The following is a 22,521-nucleotide window of genomic DNA, read 5'->3' as shown; positions in this document are numbered from 1 at the left end:
TAAGGCATTACCGCCCCTATTCCAATCGCCAAATCCGGGCATACCATCACGATAGCGCGAGATCACGGCTTCTTTTGACCAAGAATGGTGGCGCCAAGCCGCTCCAACGAGGCGCGCAGCCCGTCGTCCTCGATCAAACCGACAGTGCCCGACAGCTTCGCCTTCTCCGCCACGGTCAGCGGCCGCAAACTGGGTTTCGGCTTTTCCTTGCCCGCCATTACCGGCTTCTGCACGATCCTGATCCGGCCGATCGCATTGAAACCGAGAAACGCATTGACCCGGTTGATGATCTCGCCGGTCTCGTGCTGCAGATGCAGTGCTGCCACACCCTCGCAGGCAATTACCAGCACGGCCGGCTCGAACGGATCGTCCTCGTGCATGCGACGCGGCCACTGGATCTTTTCCGGGCGTGAGCGGCCGGCAAGCCGCGGCCCGGCAATCTCTTCCCACGACTGGACCAGCCCGATCGACATGCCGGCTCGCTTGCGCAGCACCGGGTCGAGGATCTCGGTTGCGAGATCGCTCACCGGAACGGGATTGCCGAAGGGCCTTTTCCCTGCCATGTGCGTTCTCCAGCTTCAGCACCAGTGGATTAGGGCCGACCCTCGATCAATGGCACTGCACGACCAGACCCGCAAGGCCGTATCCGGAGACAATGGCGAGATCGCGTTCCGGCTGCTTGGCTGGTACGACGCGCATCACCGCGAGCTGCCGTGGCGCGTTCCGCCGCGTGCGCTGGCAGGCGGCGCCCAGCCCGATCCCTATCTCGTTTGGCTTTCCGAAGTGATGCTGCAGCAAACCACGGTCGAGGCGGTAAAATCCTATTTCCGGGCTTTCGTGCAGAAATGGCCAACTGTCGAGGCACTGGCGGCGGCACCGACCGAAGACGTCATGAAGGCCTGGGCCGGGCTCGGCTATTATTCCCGCGCCCGTAACCTCAAAGCCTGCGCCGATCTCGTCGCGCGGCAAGGCGGCCGCTTTCCGGACAGCGAGTCCGGCTTGAGGGAACTGCCCGGCATCGGCGCCTATACGGCGGCGGCGATCGCGGCGATCGCCTTCGACCGACCAGCCGCGGTCGTCGACGGCAATGTCGAACGGGTCGTCTCACGGCTGTATTCGATCGCCACGCCTCTGGGCGACGCCAAGGGCGAGATACGCGGCCAGGTCGAATGCATGGTTCCCCCGACAAGGCCCGGCGACTTCGCGCAGGCGATGATGGACCTGGGCGCGACGATCTGCACGCCGCGCCGGCCCCGCTGCATGCTCTGCCCCGTCAGGCAGGATTGCAGCGCCACAATCTCGGGCGATCCCGAGCGCTTTCCGGTCCGCCTGCCCAAGGCCGAGAAACCCTTGCGCCGCGGCGCCGCCTTCGTCGCAGTCAGGGGCGACGGCGCCATCCTTTTGCGCAAGCGCGCGGATAAAGGCCTGCTGGGCGGCATGACCGAAGTGCCGACGACCGGCTGGACCGCGCGGATCGATGGCGCCACCACGGCGGCGGCAGCCCCGTTCCCCGGCGACTGGCGGCAGGCCGGACGCATCGGCCATATCTTTACCCATTTTGCGCTTGAACTCGACGTGTTCAAGGCGGAGACGGACAGTGCCGCCCCGGCCGGGCATTTCTGGTCGCTGGCCCATGAAATTTCCGGGGAGGCGCTGCCGAGCGTCATGAAAAAGGTAATCGAAGCGGCGATACCGGGCGCGACGAAAAAGCAGCGGCCGCATTGAAAGAGAGAAGAATGTCCGAAATCCGCCACATCGTTTTCGACATCGGCAAAGTGCTGATCCACTATGATCCGAACCTGCCCTTCAGCCGCTTGATCCCCGATCCCGACGAACGGAAATGGTTCTTCGAAAATGTCTGCACGCACGACTGGAACATCGAGCAGGACCGCGGCCGCAGCTGGGAAGAGGCCGAAGCGCTGGCAATCGCTCAATATCCCGACCATGCCGAAAACATCCGCAATTTCCGCCGGCACTGGCACGAGATGGTGCCTCATGCCTATGAGGACAGCGTCGCGATCATGATCGGGCTGATCGAGAGCGGCCACGACGTGACGATGCTGACCAATTTCGCGGCCGATACGCTTGCCGAGGCCCGTGAGCGGTTCGATTTCCTCAATAGGCCGCGCGGCGTGACCGTGTCGGGCGACATCCGCCAGATCAAGCCGGATCGCGCCATCTACGATCACCACGTCGCCGCGTTCGGCCTCGATCCGGCAGCCACGCTGTTCATCGACGACAGCCAGAAGAATGTCGACGGCGCCAAGGCGGCCGGTTGGCAGGCTGTGCTGTTCACCGACGCAAAGACGCTCAGGGCGGACCTTGAGCGCCTTGGGATCAAAGTGTGATTTGAATCGCTTCCAGAGGTTGGGTGAGCCTTGGCATAACCGATCTATCGCAACTCGGAGCCTCAGGCCCCTGCCCGCTCCATGCCCAGCCGCGCAATGCGGCGAAGCTCGTCGATCGGGGTCAGGCCGCCGCTGCGCTCATAATGCCAGAAGGTCCAGCCATTGCAGGCGTCCAGCCCCTGCACGTGTGCGCCGATCTTGTGGATCGACCCGGCATTGTCGCCGATCGCCAGCGTGCCGTCGGCACGCACTTTTGCCGCCCAGCGCTTCTTGGCGTCGTAGAGCGTGGCGCCGGGCGCCACCAAGCCATTGTCGAGAAGCGTGACGAATGCGACGCGCGGCTCGGCCCGCTTGCCGGTCAGCACCGTCAAATTGGCGCCTTCCAGCGGCCGGACCGCATCGATACGTTCCATGGCGGCATCGATATAGGCCTGCTCACGCTCGATGCCGACGAAGTGGCGGCCAAGCCGCTTGGCCACAGCCCCAGTGGTACCTGAACCGAAGAAGGGGTCGAGCACGATGTCGCCCGGCCTGGTCGATGCCGTCATGACGCGGGCAAGCAACGCTTCCGGCTTCTGCGTCGGATGCAATTTGTCACCATTGTCGTTCTTCAGGCGCTCGCCGCCGGTGCAGATCGGAAATAGCCAGTCGGAACGCATCTGAATGTCGTCGTTCGACGCCTTCAGCGCCTCGTAGTTGAACGTGTAACCCTTGCCCTTTTGGTCGCGCGATGCCCAGATCATCGTCTCATGCGCGTTCTGGAAACGGCGGCCACGGAAATTGGGCATTGGATTGGTCTTGCGCCAGACGACGTCGTTGAGGATCCAGAAGCCCAGGTCCTGCATCTTGGCGCCGACCCTGAAAATATTGTGGTAGGAGCCGATGACCCAGATCGTGCCGTTGGGCTTCAACACGCGGCGCGCCGCCAGCAGCCAGGCGCGAGTGAAGGCGTCGTAGGCCTCAAAACTGTCGAACTGGTCCCAATGGTCGTCGACGGCATCGACCTTGGATTGGTCTGGCCGGTGCAGATCGCCATCGAGCTGCAGATTGTAAGGCGGATCGGCAAAGATCACGTCGATCGACTTTTCCGGCAGCCGTTCGAGCGCGGCGACGCAGTCGCCCTTCAGGATCGTATCCAGCCACTCGGATTGCTGGGGAGCATCGGAAAGGTCGTCGAGAAGACGCACGGCAGACATTGTGACACCCAAGGCACGCGTTACTGTTTACTGTCCGTTATGGTTACCGATCAGCGTAAATATTCAGTGAAGCAGCACGCCGAATTTGCGAAGCCCGGCCTGTTGGTGTATGCCGCGCCGCCTGAGCCGTTTTGACCAAAGGCTCTCGGCATTCCCCTCGTCCCGCTTCCCGGATCACCATGCCCCAGCCAGATCTTGTCATCTTCGATTGCGACGGCGTGCTCGTCGATTCCGAAATCATCGCCGCGCGTATCGATGCCGAGCTTTTGACTTCGGCTGGCTACGAAATATCGGCCGAGGAGATTTCCGAGGTCTATGCCGGGCTGACTTTCAAGGACATCATGATGCGGGTCGAGGAAAAGTCCCGGATCCCGTTCCAGGCCTCGCTGATCGACAAGGAGGAACAGCTTGTCGATCGTAGGCTGCGCAGCGACGTGCGTGCCATTGACGGAGCGCACGAAGCTGTCGCCGCGGTAGCAGTGCCGCGCTGCGTCTGTTCGAATTCGCGTTCTGAGCGGATCGAATTCATGCTGGAGAAGGTGCAGCTTTTGCCGTTCTTTGCCGGCCGGATCTTTTCCTCGCTGGAAACCCCGACCGGGAAAACCAAGCCGGCGCCGGACGTGTTTCGGTTCGCCGCGGAAAAGCTCAAGGCCGATCCGGCGAACACCTTTGTCATCGAGGATTCGGTGCATGGCGTCACCGGCGCCAAGACGGCGGGAATGCGCGTCATCGGCTTTACCGGCGCGGCGCACAGCTATCCCGGCCACGCCGATGCGCTGACCGAGGCCGGCGCGGAAACGGTCATCCGCCGCTGGGCGGAACTGAAAAGCGTGATCGCCGCGCTGTCGGAATGGTCGGCGGACGCGTGAGAGGCCGCCTCCAGCCGCCGTAGCGCGAATGCAGCGGCTTAGTTGGTCGCGGCGGCTTTCTTCTTCCTCGGCTTGTCTGTCGCTACTCTCGGGGCGCCCTCGTCATACCCGGCATATGCCTGGTAGTCCTTCGCCGTCGGCTCCGGAACGACGACGTTGGAATCGGTGAAGACGAACTGCGTGGCACTCGAAGGATCGGTAACCTGGACCTGATAGGAGTGAAGCTGCGAATAGAGAACTTCGGTGCCGTGCATCACCGCGATGCGGATCGGCATGGTGATGGTCCCGGGGGTGAACATCGGGCCAGGCACGACCTTGCCGGCGACGGCTATCTTCATCGACAAGGAGCCGTTGGCGCGGCTGCAGTCGCGGGTCACATCGGTGATCGAAGCCTGATAGATGATCTTGGCGGAATCGTCCGGCTGATCGACGCCAGCCGCGTCCGTTGCCGGCTGGGCGGCTTCCTCGGCGGGGACATCGGTTTTTTTCTTCGGCTTCGGACCGCTCTTGGCGTAGGTATTGAAGAAGGCGGTGCCGTCACGCAACGTCACTTTCGGGCAATAGGCCTGCAGCTGGCTGGAAAGCACCTTGGGATCGGGTGGCGGTGGCGGCGTCGTGTCCTTCTTGCCGAAGCCGAGAATACCATTGTCGCTCGATTGGCAGCCTGCGGCGGCAAGCATAAAGCCGGCGAGCCCCAGACCCGCGACAAAACGACCGTTGAATGAATGAAACGCCATGAACTGCACTTCCCTCTCGCAAAGCCGGTGACGTATATCAACCGCGCGGCAAAAATGCGACTGAGCCCGCGCAGAAATCCACCACCTCGCGGCGGGCCAAAATTCCCGGCAGCAATGGAAACGTGACGATGCAATATGTGAGTACCCGCGGGGAAGTGCCCGCGCTTGGATTTTCCGACGCCGTGCTGGCCGGACTGGCGCGCGACGGAGGGCTCTACCTGCCGAGCGCCTGGCCGCATTTTTCCGCAGCCGAGATCCGCGCCATGCGCGGCCTTGCCTATCCCGATCTTGCCATCCGGGTGCTGTCGCCGTTCCTCGGCGGCGAGATCGCGGCGCCGGTGTTCGAACGGCTGGTGCGCGAAGCCTATGCGAGCTTCCGCCATGAGGCCGTCTGCCCGCTGGTGCAGACCGGGCCGAACAGCTTCGTGCTCGAGCTCTTCCACGGCCCGACGCTCGCGTTCAAGGACGTGGCGATGCAGCTTCTTGCGCGGCTGATGGACCATGTGCTGGCCGAGCGCGACCAGCGCGCCACCATTGTCGGCGCCACCTCCGGCGACACCGGAGGGGCCGCCATCGATGCCTTTGCCGGGCGCAACCGCACCGACATCTTCGTGCTTTTCCCGCATGGCCGCGTCTCGCCGGTACAGCAGCGGCAGATGACGACCTCGACCGCCGCAAACGTCCATGCGTTGGCGATCGAAGGTAATTTCGATGACTGCCAGAGCCTGGTGAAGGACATGTTCAACGACCACGGTTTTCGCGACCGGGTATCGCTGTCGGGCGTCAATTCGATCAACTGGGCCCGCATCATGGCCCAGATCGTCTATTATTTCTCCTCCGCGCTGTCGCTCGGCGCGCCCGACAGACCGGTTTCCTTCACCGTGCCGACCGGCAATTTCGGCGACATCTTTGCCGGCTATGCCGCCAAGAAGATGGGGCTGCCGATCGAACGGCTGATCATCGCCACCAACGACAACGATATTCTGGCGCGCACGCTGGCGACCGGCGAATACCGCATGAAGGGGGTTTTTTCGACTACGTCGCCCTCGATGGACATCCAGGTGTCTTCGAACTTCGAACGCTTGCTGTTCGAAGCGTCCGGCCGCGATGCCTCGACCGTGCGGCGCTACATGAACGGGCTCAAGCAGTCCGGCGCCTTCACCATCGAGGCTGGCGAAATCGCCAAGATCCGCTCCGAATTCGACGCCGGCCGCGCCACCATGGACGAGGTCGCCGCCACCATCCGCACCACACTAGCGGCGAGCGGCTATCTGCTCGACCCGCATACGGCCGCGGCCGTGCATGTGGCCGCCGGCAAGGCTGCGGGTGAGGTGCCGATGGTGGTGCTGGGCACTGCGCACCCGGCAAAGTTTCCCGCCGCCGTCGAAGCCGCCAGCGGCGTGTCGCCTGCCCTGCCTGCATGGCTAGGCGGGTTGATGAGCGCCGAGGAAAAATACACGGTACTTCCATCCGACCTGAAAATGGTGGAAGATTATCTCGGCCGCCACACGCGGGCGGCGCGTTAGGGAGTAATTGCCATATGGGTGTTGAGGTAAGCCGTCTGTCGAACGGCCTGACAGTCGCCACCGAAACCCTTCCAAGCCTCGAATCTGTTGCCCTTGGCGCCTGGGTCAAGTCGGGCGCACGCAACGAGCGTGACGAAGAGCACGGAATGGCGCACTTGCTCGAGCACATGGCTTTCAAGGGCACCAGGCGGCGAAGCGCCTTCGAGATTGCCTCGGAGATCGAGGACGTCGGCGGCGAGATCAATGCCGCCACCAGCGTCGAGACGACCTCCTATTATGCAAGAGTTCTGAGCGACGACGTGCCGCTGGCGGTCGATATTCTTTCCGACATCCTGCAGGAATCCGAATTCGATCCGCAGGAGTTGGAACGAGAGCAGCATGTGATTCTGCAGGAGATCGGCGCCGCGCACGATACGCCCGACGACGTCGTTTTCGATCACTTTACCGAGACCGCCTTTCGCCACCAGACTATCGGCCGCTCGATTCTCGGCACGCCGGAAACCGTCAAATCCTTCACTTCGAAGCAGTTGCACGACTTCATCGAACGACAGTACGGCGCCGAGAATATGGTGATGGTGGCGGCCGGCGATATCAAGCACGACGATTTCGTGCGGGAGGTCGAAAAGCGTCTCGGCAGCTTCCGCGGCAACGCCGACGGCACCATCCCGCAATATGCGCAGTATGTCGGCGGCGATTTTCGCGAGGACCGCGACCTGATGGACGCCCAGATCGTGCTGGGTTTCGAGGGCCGCGCCTATCACGTCCGCGATTTCTATGCCTCCCAGGTCCTGTCGATGATCCTCGGCGGCGGCATGTCGTCGCGACTTTTCCAGGAAGTCCGCGAAAAACGCGGGCTGTGCTATTCGGTCTATGCCTTCCATTGGGGTTTTTCCGACACCGGCGTCTTCGGGGTCCATGCCGCGACCGGACAAAGCGATATTGCCGAGCTGGTGCCTGTGATCATCGACGAGCTGCAAAAGGCCGGCGAAAACATCCTGCAGGAGGAGCTCGACCGGGCGCGGGCGCAATACCGCGCCGGGCTGATCATGTCGGCCGAGAGCCCGGCCAGCCGCGCCTCGCAGATCGCCAGGCAGTTGCTTCTGTTCGGCAGGCCGATCGCCAAGGAAGAGCTGATGGAGCGCCTGTCGGCGTTGACCGTCGAGCGGCTGACGGATCTGTCGTCCCGGCTTTTTTCGACCAAGCCGACGCTTACAGCTGTCGGGCCGGTGGGTACGCTCGCGCCCTATGAGGCGATCCTCGATTCGCTTTCGGGCACGCAGACCACTGCCCGTAAGCTTGCCGTCTAAGCCCATTCGAGCATCGTGTTCGCGCTCCCTTTCTTTCGCCGCGACCTGCCGGCACTGAAGGGCGAGCTGGTCACGCTGCGCGTGCCGCTGACCAACGACTATCGCGAGTGGTCGGTGTTGCGCAGTGAAAGCCGCGCCTTCCTCGAGCCGTGGGAGCCGCGGTGGACGCCTGACGAGCTCGACCGCACGGCGTGGCGGCACCGTATCGGCCGCTACCGCGAGGACTACGCGCAGGGGACGGCGATCGCCTTCTTCATCTTCGAGAAAAGCAGCGGCAAGCTGGCCGGCGGTATCACCCTCGGCAATATCCGCCACGGGGTCGCCCAAAGCGGACATATCGGCTACTGGATCGGCGAGCGGTTCAGCGGACGCGGCCTGATGACCGATGCCGTCAAGGTGGTGACGCGTTTTGCCTTCGAAACGCTGCGGTTGCACCGGATCGAAGCTGCCTGTATCCCCGATAATGCCCGGTCGATCCGCGTGCTTGAAAAAGCCGGATTCCGGCGCGAAGGACTGCTACGATCCTATCTCAGGATCAACGGCATCTGGCAGGACCATTACCTATACGCCCGAATCGCGGACGATCCGCCGGGCGTTGGAACAAAGGACTGATTTTTGACGAATTTTCTGCGCAACGGGTCGCTGCTTGCCTTTATGCTGGCGGCAATCGTCACGCTCTGCGCGGCATCGTCGGCGTTTGCGGTCGAACCGATCAAGATCGCCCGCGACGACGTGGCGCTCGACCTTTCGGGCGCCGTCGCAATCTACCGCAACCAAGGCGAGAATTTCCAGGTCTCGACGGCACCCGGCCCGGACGGCATCGTGCGGCGCATCGAGGTCGAGGCCAATGACGCGCGCTCGACCGGCGACTGGGCGGTGTTCGCGCTCGCCAATACCACCGACCAGCAGCTCGACAGGCTCATTGTCGCACCGCATTTCCGGTTGGTGAATTCCGGCCTGTTCTGGCCGGATCTCGGCTCGACCCGTATCGCCGCGATCACGCCCAGCGAAGGCTTTGCGCTCGACCGCCAGACCAGCCCCGACGCCGACGTGTTCCGGGTGACGTTGAACCCCGGAACGGTGATCACCTTCATCGCCGAGCTCGCCTCGCCCAAGCTGCCGCAGGTCTATCTGTGGGATCCTGAATCTTACAAGGACTCGGTCAATTCCTACACGCTGTTTCGTGGCATCGTCATCGGCATCGCCGGCCTGCTGGCGCTGTTCCTGACCATTCTTTTCGTCGTCAAGGGGACCTCGATGTTCCCGGCGACGGCGGCCCTTGCCTGGGCGGTGCTTGCGTATATCTGCGTCGATTTCGGCTTTCTTAACAAGATCATAGAAATATCCCCGGGCAACGAGCAGATGTGGCGCGCCGGAACGGAGGTGGCGCTTGCTGCGACCTTCGTGGTGTTCCTGTTTGCCTATCTCAACCTCAACCGGTGGCACGGCCATTTCAGCTATGGCGCGCTGGTCTGGATTCTCGGGCTGGTGCTGATCGCCGGCGTCGCCATCATCGATCCGGCGGTTGCCGCCGGCATTGCCAGGCTGTCCTTCGCCGCCACCGCACTGACCGGGCTCGGCCTGATCATCTTCCTCGGTATCCGCGGTTACGACCGCGCCATCATGCTCGTGCCCAGTTGGGTGATGGTTCTGCTGTGGCTATGCGGATCGTGGATGGCGATCACCGGCATGCTGGACAACGATATCGCCCAGCCGGCGCTGGGCGGCGGGCTGATCCTCATCATCCTGCTGATCGGCTTCACGGTGATGCAGCACGCTTTTGCTGGCGGCGCCCTGCACCAGGGCCTGTTCTCCGATCTCGAGCGGCAGGCGCTGGCGGTTGCCGGATCGGGCGATACTGTGTGGGACTGGGACGTGCTGCGCGACCGGGTCGTCACTCGTCCTGACGTCAGCATTCAGCTCGGCCTTGCTCCCAACAGTCTCGGCGGTCCCGCCCGCAACTGGCTGCCGGTGCTGCATGCCGACGACCGCGACACGTTTCGCACGACGCTCGACGTGGTGCTCGAGCACCGGCGTGGCCGGGTGTCGCAAAACTTCCGCCTGCGCGGCGCCGACGGGCACTATCACTGGTTTGCGCTGCGCGCCCGGCCGGTGATCGGCTCGGACGGCGAGGTCATCCGCTGCGTCGGCACCATGGTCGATGTGACGGAGCAGAAGAAGTCCGAGGAACGGCTGCTGCACGACGCCGTGCACGACAATCTGACCGGCTTGCCCAACCGCGAGCTGTTCATGAACCGGCTGGAGGCGATCATTTCGATCGCCCGCACCGAAGAGAAGGTGCGCCCGACCGTCTTCGTCATCGACATCGATCGCTTCAAGCAGGTCAATGACGGGCTCGGCATCTCGGCCGGCGATACCATCCTTTTGACCATAGCGCGGCGGCTGCACCGGCTGCTCAAGCCGAAGGATTCGCTGTCGCGCTTTGCCGGCGACCAGTTCGCGCTGATGCTTTTGTCGGAGCAGGATCCGGCTCGCATCGCGGCCATCGCCGATGCCATCAAGCACGCCATCAACAACCCGATCACCTTCGCCAAGCGCGAGATCGTGCTGACCGCTTCGATCGGGCTGATCACCTGGACGTCCACGCAGACGTCGGCCGAGGACATGGTCAAGGATGCCGAGCTTGCCATGCATCAGGCCAAGCGCTTCGGCGGCGACAGGATCGAGCCGTTCCGGCCCGCCTTCCGCACCGTCGGCACCGACCGGCTGCAGTTCGAGTCCGACCTGCGCCGCGCCATCGAGCGACGCGAATTCACGCTTGCCTATCAGCCGATCGTGCGGCTGGAGGACGGCAGCGTTGCCGGCTTCGAAGCGTTGCTGCGCTGGGACCATCCGCGGCGCGGCATGATCCCGCCGGCGGATTTCATTCCGGTTGCCGAAAACTGCGGCCTGATCGTGCAGCTTGGGCTGTTCGCCATGCAGCAGGCTGCCGAAGACCTGGCCGGATGGCAAAAGCAGATCGGCGATGCGCCGCTGTCGGTCTCGGTCAATCTGTCCAGCCGTCAGCTCATCCGCCGCGACCTGGTCAGCGACGTCCGCTCGGTGATCGCGCGAGCCAACCTGAAACCGCGCTGCTTCCGGCTCGAACTCACCGAATCGCTGGTGATGGACAATCCCGAGCAGACCGCCCATGTGCTGACCAAGCTGAAGCAGCTTGGGATCGGCCTGTCGCTGGATGATTTCGGCACCGGCTACTCATCGCTGGCCTATCTGACGCGCTTTCCGTTCGACACCATCAAGATCGACAAGAGCTTCGTGGACGACGCGACGCCGAAACGCGCGGTGCTGCTCAAATCGATGGTCAACATGGCGCATGAGCTCGGCCTGTCGGTCGTTGCCGAAGGCATTTCGGACGAAAGCGATGCGCTGGAGCTGCGGCAGATGGGCTGCGAATACGTGCAAAGCTTCATGTTCGGCGCGCCGATGCCCGGCGACCAGGTGCTGAAGACGCTGAAGGAACAGTATCCGCTCACTCAAGCGTGACAAGTTTCGGGGACGTGATGAGGGCTCAGGCGTGACCGGCAGCCAGGCTGAGATGCGCGAGATCGATGCCGATCGAGGCAAGGATCCGGTCGTATTTGCGGTCGATGTCGGCGTCGAACAGAAGCTCGGCACTTGCCGGGCAAGTCAGCCATCCATTCTCGGCGATCTCGTTTTCAAGCTGGCCCGCACCCCAGCCGGCATACCCGAGAGCCATCAGCGCCCGCCGGGGTCCGCGGCCGGAGGAGATGGCGCGCAAAATGTCGACGGTCGCGGTCAGGCAGACGTCGTCGGACACGGCGAGCGAGGATTCCACCCGGTAGTCGCCCGAATGTAGAACGAACCCGCGGCTGCGATCCACCGGTCCGCCATTGCGCACGACAAAGTCGCGCGCCGGCGCCGGCAGACGGATCGCCTCCATCTCATTCATGATGCCAAGTTGCACGAGCAGGTCCGGAAACAGCATCTGCTGCGTCTGGTTGATGATCAGCCCCATCGCGCCTTCGTCGCTGTGCGCGCAAATGTAGATGACAGAGCGCGTGAAGCGGTCATCCTTCATGCCGGGCATGGCGATCAGGAACTGGTCGTCGAGAAAGCCGGGTCCTGTGGCCGTCCTTTTATGGCGCAACAAATCCATGGCCACAGCGTAACGCGTTTCCGAAGCGTCGAAAAGATGGGCGGCGCTCGATTTGATCAGGCTCGTAAATCGAAGGTCACGCAAATATGATGCCGGCCGCGTCATGAAATCATTGTGCGGCCATCAACGGACGATCAAATCACCGTCATGCAAAGCTTGAAAATCCTGCTGCTTGTTGTGGCCATTGGATCGGCGACCGGTCTCCCAGCCTCAGCCTCCTCGTCGGCCTGGTACAACAGCGAAGGCGGCAGGGTGAGGCTGGTGACGAGCGGCAAAGCCGACGAGGCCGGACGTCTCCAGGGCGTCCTCGACATTGCGCTGAAGCCTGGCTGGAAAACCTATTGGCGCGATCCGGGCGATGCGGGCGTGCCGCCACAGATCGACGTCTCGGCCAGCACCAACATTGCCGACGCGACTCTTTTGTTTCCGCCGCCGCAGCGCCATGATGACGGCTATGGCAAATGGGCCGGCTACGACCACCCGGTTTCGTTGCCGGTGACGTTCACGCTTGCCACGCCCGGCCAGCCGGCCGTCATCGATGCGGACATTTTCCTCGGCATCTGCGAAACCATCTGCATCCCGGTGCAAACAAGACTGACCGTCGATCCCGGCGCCGATCCGGACAACGCCGAGGACGCGGCACTGGTCAAGGCAGGCCTTGCCACCCTGCCCGCCACGGCAACGCCCGATTTCGGCATAAATGTACTGCCGGGCGATCACGAAACGCTGATTGTCGAAGCGAGCGTTCCGGGCAGCCCCGAGGGCGCCGACTTCTTCGTTGCCGGCGAACGCGACTACATGTTCGGTGCCCCGGCACGCAGTGTAAAGGATGGCAAGCTGATCTTTACTGTGCCGATCCTCGACAGGCCGTCGACAACGCCAACCGATGGCGGCCTGCACTACACACTGACAAGTGCCGCAGGCGCGGTCGAAGGCCTGTTGCCATTCCCGTGATGCCAACGTCTGGACGGTTGCCGGGCGCGCCTTAATTCGCTATCGCAAGGACACTCCCTTCCATTTCCAAACGAGGACCATCATGACGATCTCCGTTGGCGACAAACTGCCCGATGCGACCTTCAAGACAATGACCGCCGATGGTGCAAAGCCGATCACGACGGGCGAGATATTCTCAGGAAAAACGGTCGTGCTGTTTGGCGTTCCAGGCGCTTTCACGCCGACCTGCAGCAACAATCATCTGCCCGGCTACCTGGACAATTACGACGCCATCCTGGCGCGCGGCGTCGACACTATCGCCGTTGTCTCGGTCAACGATGTTCACGTCATGGGGGCTTGGGCCCGCTTCAGCGGCGGTGAAGGCAAAATCCTTTATCTTGCCGATGGCAATGGCGATTTCGCCAAATCGGTCGGCCTCGACGCCGACCTCTCCAGCGGCGGCATGGGGCTGCGCTCGAAGCGTTTTTCGATGATCGTCGAGGACGGCAGGGTCACCGCACTCAATGTCGAGACAAAGCCCGGCGTCGACGAATCCGGTGCGGCTCACATTCTCGGACAGCTTTCCGTCCTGGCGACAGCTTAGGCCTGGGACGGCGGCGGGGCGCCTTCGAGCGCTCAACGTCCAAAGGACGCTGACTTTTGCATCGGCGCATGATCCTTCCGAAAGCCGACCCGGTTTTCGGGGCCATGTGTCGGCCCTTCCGGACTGCTTGCTTTTGGGGACCTCGATTATGTCTGACATCTTGTGGCGCAGCGTCGCGATCGGCATCGGCGCAACCGCGCTTATGGATGTCTGGGCGATTTTCCTGAACAAGGCCTTTGCCCAACCGCGCCCGAACTGGGGGCTGGTCGGCCGCTGGGTCTGGCATCTCAGGGAAGGCAAGGTCTTCCATGATGACATTGGCGAGGCCCTGCCCTACGCGCATGAATCGGCGATTGGTTGGGCCTTTCATTATGCTGTCGGCATCGTCTACGGCATCATACTGGTCGTGCTGGCCGGGACGGCCTGGCTCACCGCGCCGACCTTCCTGCCGGCCTTTATCCTCGGCATCGTCACCGTCGGCGCCGGCTGGTTCCTGCTGGCGCCCGGCATGGGCGCCGGCTGGGCCGCTTCGAAGCGGCCCAATCCGATGCAGGTCCGCGCCCTCAATCTTGTGTCGCATACGGTGTTTGCCATCGGACTGTTCGGCACCGCCCTTCTGATCCGCTGACACGCCAGTTCAACCGGATCAATAACTCTGGGTCGAGCGCCGAACCTTCTTGGCCGCCGATTGCCTGGACTGGGTGCCTTCCTTCGGCGGCACGGACGCGAGCACGGGCTTCGCCGACTTCGTCTTGAATGGCGCCATGCCGAGCCGCGCCAATTCGTCGGCGCGCTCGTTCTCAGGATGGCCGGCATGGCCCTTGACCCAATGCCAGGTAACCTGATGGCGGTTGCGCGCCGCGTCGAGCTGCTGCCACAGCTCGGCATTCTTCACCGGCTGCCGGGCGGCGGTCTTCCAGCCGTTGCGCTTCCAGCCATCGATCCAACCGAAAATGCCGTCCTTGACGTAGTTGCTGTCGGTATAAAGGTCGACGACGCAAGGCTCCTTGAGCGCGTTGAGCGCCGAGATCGCCGCCAACAACTCCATGCGGTTGTTGGTGGTCAGAGCCTCGCCACCATGGAGCTCCTTGATGGCGCCGTTGAAGCGCAGGATTGCGCCCCAGCCGCCAGGCCCGGGATTACCCGAACAGGCACCATCGGTGAAGATTTCAACGTGCTTGGTCATGTCAGTCCATATTCGGAAGGAGAGTTGATCGCCCGGTGGAAGCGCATCCGGCGGATATACTCGGTCGGGTCGCGTTTCATCACCAGCCCGCCATCCGGAACCGTCAGCCAGTCGTAGAGCCGGGTCAGCATGAAGCGCAGCGCCGAGCCGCGCGCCAGCATCGGCAGCGCAGCTTTCTCGTCACTGCTCAACGGCCGCACGCTTTGGTAGCCGGCAAGCAGCGCCGTGCCCTTGGTCAGATTGAAGGAAAAATCCTTCTCGAAGCACCAGGCGTTCAGGCACGTGGCAACGTCATAGGCGTAGAGGTCGTTGCAAGCGAAATAGAAGTCGATCAGCCCGGACAGTTTCTCGCCGAGGAAGAACACATTGTCCGGGAAAAGATCGGCATGGATGATGCCTTGCGGCAGACCGCTCGGCCAGTTCCGCTCGAAATCGGCGAAATCGGCATCGACCTCGGCCGCCAGTCCCGGCTCGACCTCGTCGGCGCGGGCGCGGGCGGCATTCCACAGCTTGCGCCAGCCATCGATGGCAAGGGCGTTGGGGCGGGTCATCGGAAAATCCGCGCCGGCGAGATGCAGTGCCGCCAGCGCCTTGCCGACCTCGCCGCAATGCGCAGCCGTCGGCCGCCGCAGCGACAGGCCTTCGAGAAAGGTGATGATGACCGCCGGCCGACCGGCAAGTGTTCCAATGACACTGCCATCATGTGCGGTGACCGGGAGCGGGCACGAAATGCCCTTTCTGGCGAGATGGGCCATGAGGCCGAGAAAGAACGGCAGGTCAGCCTTGTCGACGCGCTTCTCGTAAAGCGTCAGGATGTAGGAGCCGCTGCTGGTGTGCAGCAGAAAATTCGAGTTTTCGGTGCCTTCGGCGATGCCCTTGTAGGACAGGAGGTCGCCGACCGGATAGTTCCTGAGGAATGCGCCGAGCTCGCCCTCGTTGACGTCGGTGTAGACCGCCATCGTTGTTACGCGGCCCCGTTGACGAAGGCCATGTCGGCGGCCGTCAGTTCGACATCGCGCAACACCCGCATCACCGGAAAGTCCTCCGTCTCCGTCGCCGTTACGGCCAGCTCGATGGTCACGTCGAAGCGCTGCCTGAACGCATCGACGATCTCGTCGACGATGATCTCCGGCGCCGAGGCGCCCGCCGACAGGCCGAGCGTCGAAATGCCGGCAATCTCATTCCACGGAATTTCGGAGGCGCGCTGCACGAGAAGCGACATCGAGGCGCCGGCGCGCTCGGCCACTTCGACCAGGCGCCGCGAGTTGGAGGAGTTAGGTGCGCCGACAACCAGGAAGAGATCGGCGCCGGCCGCTGTTTCCTTGACCGCTTCCTGGCGATTGGTGGTGGCATAACAGATCGATTCCGCCGCCGGCGCATGCAGCTCGGGAAAACGCTGCTGCAGGGCGCGAATGATACCAGCGGTGTCCTCGACCGACAGCGTCGTCTGGGTCACGAAGCCGAGCGCCTGCGGGTCTGCAGGCACGAAGCTTGCGGCGTCGGCTTCGGTCTCGATCAGAGTGACCGCGCCATCCGGCAACTGGCCCATTGTGCCGATCACCTCGGGATGCCCGGCATGGCCGATCAAAAGCACGTGGCGGCCAAGCCGCTGGTGGCGCATTGCCTGCTTGTGGACTTTCGAAACCAGCGGGCAAGTCGCGTCGAGATAGAAGAGGTTGCGCGACTGAGCGTCGGCCGGCACCGATTTCGGCACGCCATGCGCCGAAAAGACGACCGGGCTCTGGCGATGCTCGGGCGGGATCTCGGAGAGCTCCTCGATGAACACCGCGCCGAGGCTTTGCAGCCCTTCGACGACGTAGCGGTTGTGCACGATCTCGTGGCGGACATAGACCGGCGCGCCGTATTTCTTCAGCGCCAGCACGACGATCTGGATGGCACGGTCGACGCCAGCACAGAAACCGCGCGGCTGGCAAAGCCGGATGGTCAGCGGTGGCTTTGTGTGAAGCATGATTGCATCTTACGCTGATTGTAGGCCGGTTGATCGGACTGTGACTTCTGAGCTCTAGGCGCGAAATGAGGTGCGCGGCCCTGCCCTGTCAAGGGTAGTGGCGGCGATCATTGGTCTTTCGCCGGGCGGCGGAGCCAGGAGATAAGGACACCGGCAAGGGCGGCGGCAAGGCCGTACCAGGTTATCGCATATTGCAGATGGCTGTTCGGCAGGTCGATGACGGTGACGCCGCCGACCGGCAGCCCGCCGGGGTTGGGCGTGGCGTTCGCATCGATGAAGATCGGCACCAGCGCCGCACCTGCCGGAAGGCCGGCGCTAGAGGCCATCGCATCACGGTCCTTCCAGTAGAAGATGTTCTTCTGCGGATCATTGTCGGGAAGCATCATCGAGGGCCTGGCCGGCAGCGGGTTGCGGGCGAGCCCTGTCACCGTCAGTTCGCCCGTTACCTGCCCCTGCGGCCGCTTGGCTGGGTCCTTGAAATCGTAAGGCACGAAGCCGCGGTTGATCAGTACGAAGCGGCCATCGTCGAGCTGCAGCGGCGTGAAGACATCGAAACCGGACTGGCCTTCCCAGGTGGCGAGGAAATGCCGCTCGCCTTGATGCAGGAAAGTGCCGGTCACCGTTACCGGCGTGTAGTCCACGTCGCCGGTGGCAGCAAACCGCTTTTCGACCTCGGCCAATGGCACGGGCGCCGAATGCGTGCGCTGGTCTATCGTCTCGAGAAGGCCCTCTTTCCAGTGCAGGCGCTGAACCTGCCAGGTGCCGAGCGCCAGCAGGATCAAAAACACGATGATACCCAGGCCGAGCGCCAATGCGCGCTTGGGCGGCGACCGGCCGGCCATCAAACCTGATGCCTCGCTCATTCGCCGCGGTCCAGCCGGCCCTCGGCCGCCTTGTTGCGGTATTGCAGCGTCAGCAGCACGCCCTTGATCAGCCGGAGCGCCGCCAGGCAAAGCACCAGCGTCAGCGGAATCCACAGCAGCAGATGCAGCCAGAGCGGCGGATTGAGCGTCACCTCCGTCCACAACGCCAGGCCGACGACGATGAAGCCGATGATCAGGATAACGAACACCGCCGGCCCGTCGCCGGCATCGGCGAAGGAATAATCGAGGCCGCAATTGGTGCAGCGATTGCCGACCGTGAGGAATCCAGAAAACAGCTTGCCCTCGCCGCAGCGCGGGCAGCGGCCATGCAGGCCGGCCGAGACCGGATCGATCGGTGGCCAGATCGCCTTGTCGTCGCTCATGGGATCATCTTAGGAGCATTTGCCGCAAAAGATAAGGCGGCCACGTCGCCGCAGCCGCCTTGTCGATTTCCTCAGGTCGATCTCAATGCGGTTCGATCATCGCGCCGTTCGAGGCCCAGACGTAGATCGAGGCAAACAGGAACAGCCACACCACGTCGACGAAGTGCCAGTACCAGGCGGCGGCCTCGAAGCCGAAATGCTGCTTGGGCGTGAAGTCGCCCTTCATGGCGCGGATCAGGCAGACCAGCAGGAAGATAGTGCCGATGATGACGTGGAAGCCGTGGAAGCCGGTCGCCATGAAGAAGGTGGCGCCGTAGATTGAATCCCTGAAGCCGAACGGCGCGTGCATGTACTCGTAGGCCTGCACCATGGTGAACAGCATGCCGAGGCCGACGGTCAGCACCAAGCCATTGATCAGGCCTTTGCGGTCGCCGTGGATGAGCGAGTGATGCGCCCATGTCACCGTGGTGCCCGACAGAAGCAGGATGACGGTGTTGTAGAGCGGCAGATGGAAGGGGTCGAGAACTTCGATGCCCTTGGGCGGCCAGACGCCGCCGGTGAAGGCGGTGCGGGCGTATTGATGGACCTCGCCCGGAAACAGGCTGGCGTCGAAGAAGGCCCAGAACCAGGCGACGAAGAACATCACCTCGGAGGCAATGAACATGATCATGCCGTAGCGCAGATGCAGCGACACGACGCGGGTGTGGCGACCCTCATGCGCCTCCTTGATGGTGTCAGACCACCAGGCGAACATCGTGTAGATGACGATCAAAAGGCCAATGAAGAACAGCCACGGATTGGCAATGTTGAAACCGAAGATCGGGAAATCGCCGCCCTTGAGATACTGCATGTAACAGACGCCGCCGATCGCGGTCACCAGTGCCCCAACGGAGCCCAGGAAAGGCCACGGGCTCGGGTCGACGAGATGATAGTCATGCTGTGGTTTTGCGTGTGCGTCTGCCATATCAACCCCCGAGGCTTGCTTCGGTATCTGAAATCTTGTTGCGGCGGCCGTCGGCCGGCACCGATGATGCGACCGGCTTGGTCTTGTCGACCGGGAACATCGTGTAGGACAGGGTAATCGTCCTCAAATCCTTCAATTCCGGCGCGTTGACGATGTCGGGATCGACATAGAACACGACCGGCATGTCCAGCGTCTCGCCCGGCTTCAGCGTCGTGTCGGTGAAGCAGAAACACTCGACCTTGTTGAAGTAAGGTCCGGCCAGTTCAGGCTGTACATTGAAGGTGGCGCGTCCGGTGATGGGCCGGCTGAATTTGTTCGTCGCGCTGAAATGCGCCTCGGCGGTCTCGCCGATCTTGATGGTGATCGAGCGGTCGACCGGCTGGAATTGCCAGGGAACGCCGGCGGTGTTGGCATCAAAGCGGATGGTGATGTCGCGGTCGAGCACCCGATCGGCATATTGCTGGGTCGCCCGTTTGACGGTGCCGCCGTAGCCTGTCGCCTGGCAGAACATCGCATAGAGCGGCACTGCGGCGTAGGCCATGCCGATCATGCCGCCGAAAAACGCGATGCAGACGCCGGCGACGACGCGGTTCGTATTCTTCTTCGTAGGATCGGTGACTGTTTTCCTGGTCATCGTCAGCTCACATCGAGCCAGGGAAACTGTGGCCAAATTTCACGATGGTCGCGACGTAGAATATGACGACCAGCGCCGCCAGCGCGAAACCGATTGCGGCCGAGCGATTGCGGCGCGCCTTCTGCTGACGTTCGGTCAGCGTGACCAGTTCAAGCTGCTTTTCGGCCATGCTCATGCTCCGCCGACGGTCAGCGCGCGCGCGACGACGCAATCGCCAAGGTAGGTGGCGAAGATGGCGAAGAGATAAAGCAGCGAATAGCCGAACAAGGCCTTGGCCGGCTTCATCGCCCTGTCGTCAGCGGCCATTTGCAGCACCTTCCACGCATACCATACGAAGCCGGCGCCGAGCAGCAACGCAACGATGCCATAGGCCGGCGTAGTGAAGCCAAGAACCCATGGCAGCACGCCAACCGGCGCGAGGACCAGCGCATAGGCAAAGATCTGGCGCCTGGTCGCGGGATGGCCGGCGACATTCGGCATCATCGGAATGCCTGCCTTGGCGTAGTCCTCCGACTTGAACAGCGCGAGCGCCCAGAAATGCGGCGGCGTCCACAGGAAGATGATCAGGAACAGCACCAAGCTTTCGAGGCTGACCGATCCGGTTACCGCCGCCCAGCCGATGACCGGCGGAATGGCGCCGGCAGCACCGCCGATGACGATGTTCTGCGGCGTCCAGCGCTTCAGCCACATCGTATAGATGACGGCATAGAAAAAGATGGTGAAGGCCAGAAGCGATGCGGCCAACCAGTTGACCAGCACGCCGAGCGTCATCACCGACAGAACCGACAGCACCAGCCCGAAACTCAATGCCTCGCCTGGCCGGATGCGGCCGGCCGGCACGGGACGGCCGGCGGTGCGCGTCATCACCGCATCGATGTCTGCGTCGTACCACATGTTGAGCGCACCGGACGCGCCAGCACCAATGGCAATAGCCAGGATCGCGATCACCGCCAGCAGCGGATTGATGGTGACCGGAGCGGCGACCATGCCGACAAACGCGGTGAACACCACCAGCGACATGACGCGCGGCTTCAGCAGGGCGAAGAAATCGCCCGCCGTCGCTTCCGACATGCGGAAGCCTGGCTCGTCAATCAGTCTGTCTTCGGCAAGGGCCATGCGTACTTAAAGTCCATCATTCCGTTGGCCAAAACCGCCGGTCGGCCGGCGGTTCCGTATTAAAGGAGGCAACCGCCTACTTGATCTTCGGCAACTGTTCCCACTGGTGGAACGGCGGCGGCGAAGGCAGCTGCCATTCCAGCGTGGTCGCTCCCTCGCCCCAAGGATTGGCGCCGGCGACACGCTTCTTCTGGAACGCCTCGAAGACGCCGAACAGGAAGATGACGACGCCGACAGCCGAGATGTAGGAGCCGTAGGACGACACCATATTCCAGCCGGCGAAGGCATCCGGATAGTCGATATAGCGACGCGGCATACCGGAAAGGCCGAGGAAGTGCTGCGGGAAAAAGACCAGGTTGACGCCGACGAAAGTGACCCAGAAGTGGGTGTTGGCGATCACCGGCGAATACATGTAGCCGGTCATTTTCGGGAACCAGTAGTACCAGCCGGCGAAGATGGCGAAGACCGCGCCCAGCGACAGCACGTAGTGAAAGTGCGCGACCACGAAATAGGTGTCGTGCAGCGGGCGGTCGAGGCCGGCATTGGCCAGTTGCACGCCGGTGACGCCGCCAACGGTGAACAGGAAGATGAAGCCGATCGCCCACAGCATCGGCGTCTTGAGCGAGATCGACCCGCCCCACATAGTGGCGATCCACGAGAAGATCTTCACACCCGTCGGCACCGCGATGACCATGGTGGCAAAGACGAAATAGCGCTGTGTGTCGAGCGAGAGGCCCGTCGTGTACATGTGGTGGGCCCAGACGATGAAGCCCACCGCGCCGATGGCAACCATCGCATAGGCCATGCCTAGATAACCGAACACCGGCTTCCTCGAAAAGGTCGAGATGATGTGGCTGATGATGCCGAAACCCGGGAGGATCAGAATGTAGACCTCCGGATGGCCGAAAAACCAGAACAGGTGCTGGAACAGGATCGGATCGCCGCCGCCGTCCGGGGCGAAGAAGGTGGTGCCGAAATTGCGGTCGGTCAACAGCATGGTGATGCCGCCGGCCAACACTGGAAGCGACAGAAGCAGCAGGAAGGCGGTGATCAACACCGACCAGGCGAACAGCGGCATCTTGTGCATGGTCATGCCGGGCGCGCGCATGTTGAAGATGGTGGTGATGAAGTTGATGGCGCCAAGAATCGAGGAGGCGCCGGCGATGTGGATTGAAAGGATCGCCAGGTCCATGGCCGGTCCGGGCTGGCCCGATGTCGATAGCGGCGGATAAAGCGTCCAGCCGCCGCCGACGCCGTAGGCGCCGGGCGCACTCGGGACGAAGGCCGAGATAATCAGCAGGATGAAAGCCGGCGGCAGCAGCCAGAACGAGACGTTGTTCATGCGCGGGAAGGCCATGTCCGGCGCGCCGATCATGATCGGCACCATCCAGTTGGCAAAACCGCCTATCAGCGCCGGCATCACCATGAAGAAGATCATGATCAGCGCATGCGCGGTGGTGAAAGCATTGTACATGCTCTTGCCGCCGTCGATGGCGGCGTCACCATTCATGCCGTAGACCATCTGCGCCAGGCCCGTGAATATCTGGATGCCCGGCTCCTGCAATTCCATGCGCATGACGACCGACAAGGCGCCACCGATGCAGCCCGCCATGATCGCGAAGATCAGATAAAGCGTGCCAATGTCCTTGTGGTTGGTCGAATACACCCACCGGACCCAGCCATGATACGGCTTGTGGTCGTGGTCGTCGTGAGCTGCAGCGTCTGCCATGATCGGCTCCGTTCCCTGA

Annotated in this window: 24 protein-coding genes; 10 read left to right on the top strand and 14 right to left on the bottom strand. The window is 62.7% G+C overall.

The genetic code is table 11. The annotated features are described in order from the left end of the window. Nucleotides 1-62: 62 nt before the first annotated feature. The gene (locus NMG46_RS15275; protein ID WP_254818472.1) at nt 63-563 is read right to left on the bottom strand and encodes a DUF721 domain-containing protein; all 501 of its coding nucleotides are present in this window, start codon (nt 561-563) and stop codon (nt 63-65) included. 49 nt (nt 564-612) lie between these two features. Between NMG46_RS15275 and mutY the strand changes: the two genes are divergently transcribed. Further along, on the top strand, nt 613-1,725 hold the full coding sequence (gene mutY / locus NMG46_RS15270; RefSeq protein ID WP_254818471.1) for an A/G-specific adenine glycosylase: 1,113 nt from the start codon (nt 613-615) through the stop codon (nt 1,723-1,725). An 11-nt stretch (nt 1,726-1,736) separates the two neighbouring features. Next, nucleotides 1,737-2,348: an HAD family phosphatase gene (locus tag NMG46_RS15265; RefSeq protein WP_254818470.1), complete on the top strand. Its 612-nt coding sequence runs from the start codon at nt 1,737-1,739 to the stop codon at nt 2,346-2,348. Nucleotides 2,349-2,410: 62 nt separating this feature from the next. Here NMG46_RS15265 and NMG46_RS15260 read toward each other — a convergent pair whose 3' ends face one another. After that, complete coding sequence (locus NMG46_RS15260; RefSeq protein WP_254818469.1) at nt 2,411-3,544, bottom strand: site-specific DNA-methyltransferase; 1,134 nt, start codon at nt 3,542-3,544, stop codon at nt 2,411-2,413. Between the two features lie 179 nt (nt 3,545-3,723). Here NMG46_RS15260 and NMG46_RS15255 point away from each other — a divergent pair, with 179 nt between their 5' ends. Next, nucleotides 3,724-4,413 carry an HAD family phosphatase gene (locus tag NMG46_RS15255; protein ID WP_254818468.1) on the top strand — a complete coding sequence of 230 codons (690 nt, stop codon included), beginning with the start codon at nt 3,724-3,726 and terminating at the stop codon, nt 4,411-4,413. A gap of 38 nt (nt 4,414-4,451) precedes the next feature. On the opposite strand, the gene NMG46_RS15250 is transcribed toward NMG46_RS15255, so the two are convergent. After that, nucleotides 4,452-5,150 carry a hypothetical protein gene (locus tag NMG46_RS15250; protein ID WP_254818467.1) on the bottom strand — a complete coding sequence of 233 codons (699 nt, stop codon included), beginning with the start codon at nt 5,148-5,150 and terminating at the stop codon, nt 4,452-4,454. Between the two features lie 128 nt (nt 5,151-5,278). Here NMG46_RS15250 and thrC point away from each other — a divergent pair, with 128 nt between their 5' ends. The 4 genes from thrC to NMG46_RS15230 are packed head-to-tail and all read left to right on the top strand — an operon-like array spanning nt 5,279 to nt 11,487. Continuing rightward, nucleotides 5,279-6,676 (top strand): threonine synthase, encoded by a 1,398-nt coding sequence (thrC, locus tag NMG46_RS15245; RefSeq protein ID WP_254818466.1) that lies wholly within the window; start codon nt 5,279-5,281, stop codon nt 6,674-6,676. Between the two features lie 14 nt (nt 6,677-6,690). Next, nucleotides 6,691-7,983 (top strand): pitrilysin family protein, encoded by a 1,293-nt coding sequence (locus NMG46_RS15240; RefSeq protein WP_254818465.1) that lies wholly within the window; start codon nt 6,691-6,693, stop codon nt 7,981-7,983. Between the two features lie 15 nt (nt 7,984-7,998). Further along, nucleotides 7,999-8,595, top strand: a complete 597-nt coding sequence (locus tag NMG46_RS15235) for a GNAT family N-acetyltransferase (protein WP_254818464.1) — start codon at nt 7,999-8,001, stop codon at nt 8,593-8,595. A 3-nt stretch (nt 8,596-8,598) separates the two neighbouring features. Beyond that, nucleotides 8,599-11,487, top strand: coding sequence for an EAL domain-containing protein (locus NMG46_RS15230; protein WP_302895658.1), 2,889 nt, complete (start codon nt 8,599-8,601; stop codon nt 11,485-11,487). A 25-nt stretch (nt 11,488-11,512) separates the two neighbouring features. Here the strand turns inward: NMG46_RS15230 and NMG46_RS15225 are convergent, their stop codons facing one another. Further along, entirely contained in the window at nt 11,513-12,121 is a 609-nt protein-coding gene (locus NMG46_RS15225) for a YqgE/AlgH family protein (protein ID WP_254818656.1), read from the bottom strand. Nucleotides 12,122-12,268: 147 nt separating this feature from the next. Here NMG46_RS15225 and NMG46_RS15220 point away from each other — a divergent pair, with 147 nt between their 5' ends. From NMG46_RS15220 to NMG46_RS15210, 3 genes are all read left to right on the top strand, one after another. After that, a complete protein-coding gene (locus tag NMG46_RS15220) occupies nt 12,269-13,075 on the top strand; it encodes a protein-disulfide reductase DsbD domain-containing protein (RefSeq protein ID WP_254818463.1) in 807 nt (268 codons plus the stop codon). An 82-nt stretch (nt 13,076-13,157) separates the two neighbouring features. After that, nucleotides 13,158-13,658, top strand: coding sequence for a peroxiredoxin (locus NMG46_RS15215; RefSeq protein ID WP_254818462.1), 501 nt, complete (start codon nt 13,158-13,160; stop codon nt 13,656-13,658). 148 nt (nt 13,659-13,806) lie between these two features. Further along, nucleotides 13,807-14,286 carry a DUF2938 domain-containing protein gene (locus tag NMG46_RS15210; RefSeq protein ID WP_254818461.1) on the top strand — a complete coding sequence of 160 codons (480 nt, stop codon included), beginning with the start codon at nt 13,807-13,809 and terminating at the stop codon, nt 14,284-14,286. Between the two features lie 18 nt (nt 14,287-14,304). On the opposite strand, the gene rnhA is transcribed toward NMG46_RS15210, so the two are convergent. The 10 genes from rnhA to ctaD all read right to left on the bottom strand — a co-directional run bounded on the left by rnhA (nt 14,305) and on the right by ctaD (nt 22,502). Then, nucleotides 14,305-14,844, bottom strand: coding sequence for a ribonuclease HI (rnhA, locus tag NMG46_RS15205; RefSeq protein ID WP_254818460.1), 540 nt, complete (start codon nt 14,842-14,844; stop codon nt 14,305-14,307). Beyond that, a complete protein-coding gene (locus tag NMG46_RS15200; protein WP_254818459.1) occupies nt 14,841-15,803 on the bottom strand; it encodes a homoserine kinase in 963 nt (320 codons plus the stop codon). The genes rnhA and NMG46_RS15200 overlap by 4 nt, the downstream gene beginning before the upstream one ends. Before the next feature lie 5 nt (nt 15,804-15,808). Next, on the bottom strand, nt 15,809-16,813 hold the full coding sequence (ispH, locus tag NMG46_RS15195; protein WP_254818458.1) for a 4-hydroxy-3-methylbut-2-enyl diphosphate reductase: 1,005 nt from the start codon (nt 16,811-16,813) through the stop codon (nt 15,809-15,811). A 107-nt stretch (nt 16,814-16,920) separates the two neighbouring features. Continuing rightward, the gene (locus tag NMG46_RS15190) at nt 16,921-17,676 is read right to left on the bottom strand and encodes an SURF1 family protein (RefSeq protein ID WP_254818457.1); all 756 of its coding nucleotides are present in this window, start codon (nt 17,674-17,676) and stop codon (nt 16,921-16,923) included. Further along, a complete protein-coding gene (locus NMG46_RS15185) occupies nt 17,673-18,059 on the bottom strand; it encodes a DUF983 domain-containing protein (RefSeq protein WP_254818456.1) in 387 nt (128 codons plus the stop codon). The genes NMG46_RS15190 and NMG46_RS15185 overlap by 4 nt, the downstream gene beginning before the upstream one ends. Nucleotides 18,060-18,141: 82 nt before the next feature. Continuing rightward, the gene (locus NMG46_RS15180; RefSeq protein ID WP_254818455.1) at nt 18,142-19,023 is read right to left on the bottom strand and encodes a cytochrome c oxidase subunit 3; all 882 of its coding nucleotides are present in this window, start codon (nt 19,021-19,023) and stop codon (nt 18,142-18,144) included. A gap of 1 nt (nt 19,024) precedes the next feature. Further along, nucleotides 19,025-19,657 carry a cytochrome c oxidase assembly protein gene (locus NMG46_RS15175; RefSeq protein ID WP_254818454.1) on the bottom strand — a complete coding sequence of 211 codons (633 nt, stop codon included), beginning with the start codon at nt 19,655-19,657 and terminating at the stop codon, nt 19,025-19,027. 7 nt (nt 19,658-19,664) lie between these two features. Continuing rightward, nucleotides 19,665-19,826: a hypothetical protein gene (locus NMG46_RS15170; protein WP_254818680.1), complete on the bottom strand. Its 162-nt coding sequence runs from the start codon at nt 19,824-19,826 to the stop codon at nt 19,665-19,667. A gap of 2 nt (nt 19,827-19,828) precedes the next feature. Continuing rightward, a complete protein-coding gene (locus NMG46_RS15165) occupies nt 19,829-20,773 on the bottom strand; it encodes a heme o synthase (RefSeq protein ID WP_254818453.1) in 945 nt (314 codons plus the stop codon). A 76-nt stretch (nt 20,774-20,849) separates the two neighbouring features. Further along, a complete protein-coding gene (ctaD, locus tag NMG46_RS15160) occupies nt 20,850-22,502 on the bottom strand; it encodes a cytochrome c oxidase subunit I (RefSeq protein ID WP_023716920.1) in 1,653 nt (550 codons plus the stop codon). Between the last annotated feature and the right edge of the window lie 19 nt (nt 22,503-22,521).

The sequence above is a fragment of the Mesorhizobium sp. LMG 17147 genome (assembly GCF_024297145.1).
Lineage (GTDB): Bacteria > Pseudomonadota > Alphaproteobacteria > Rhizobiales > Rhizobiaceae > Mesorhizobium.
The sequence above is the reverse complement of the archived record's forward strand: the minus strand, read 5'-3'. Positions and strand labels throughout refer to the sequence as shown.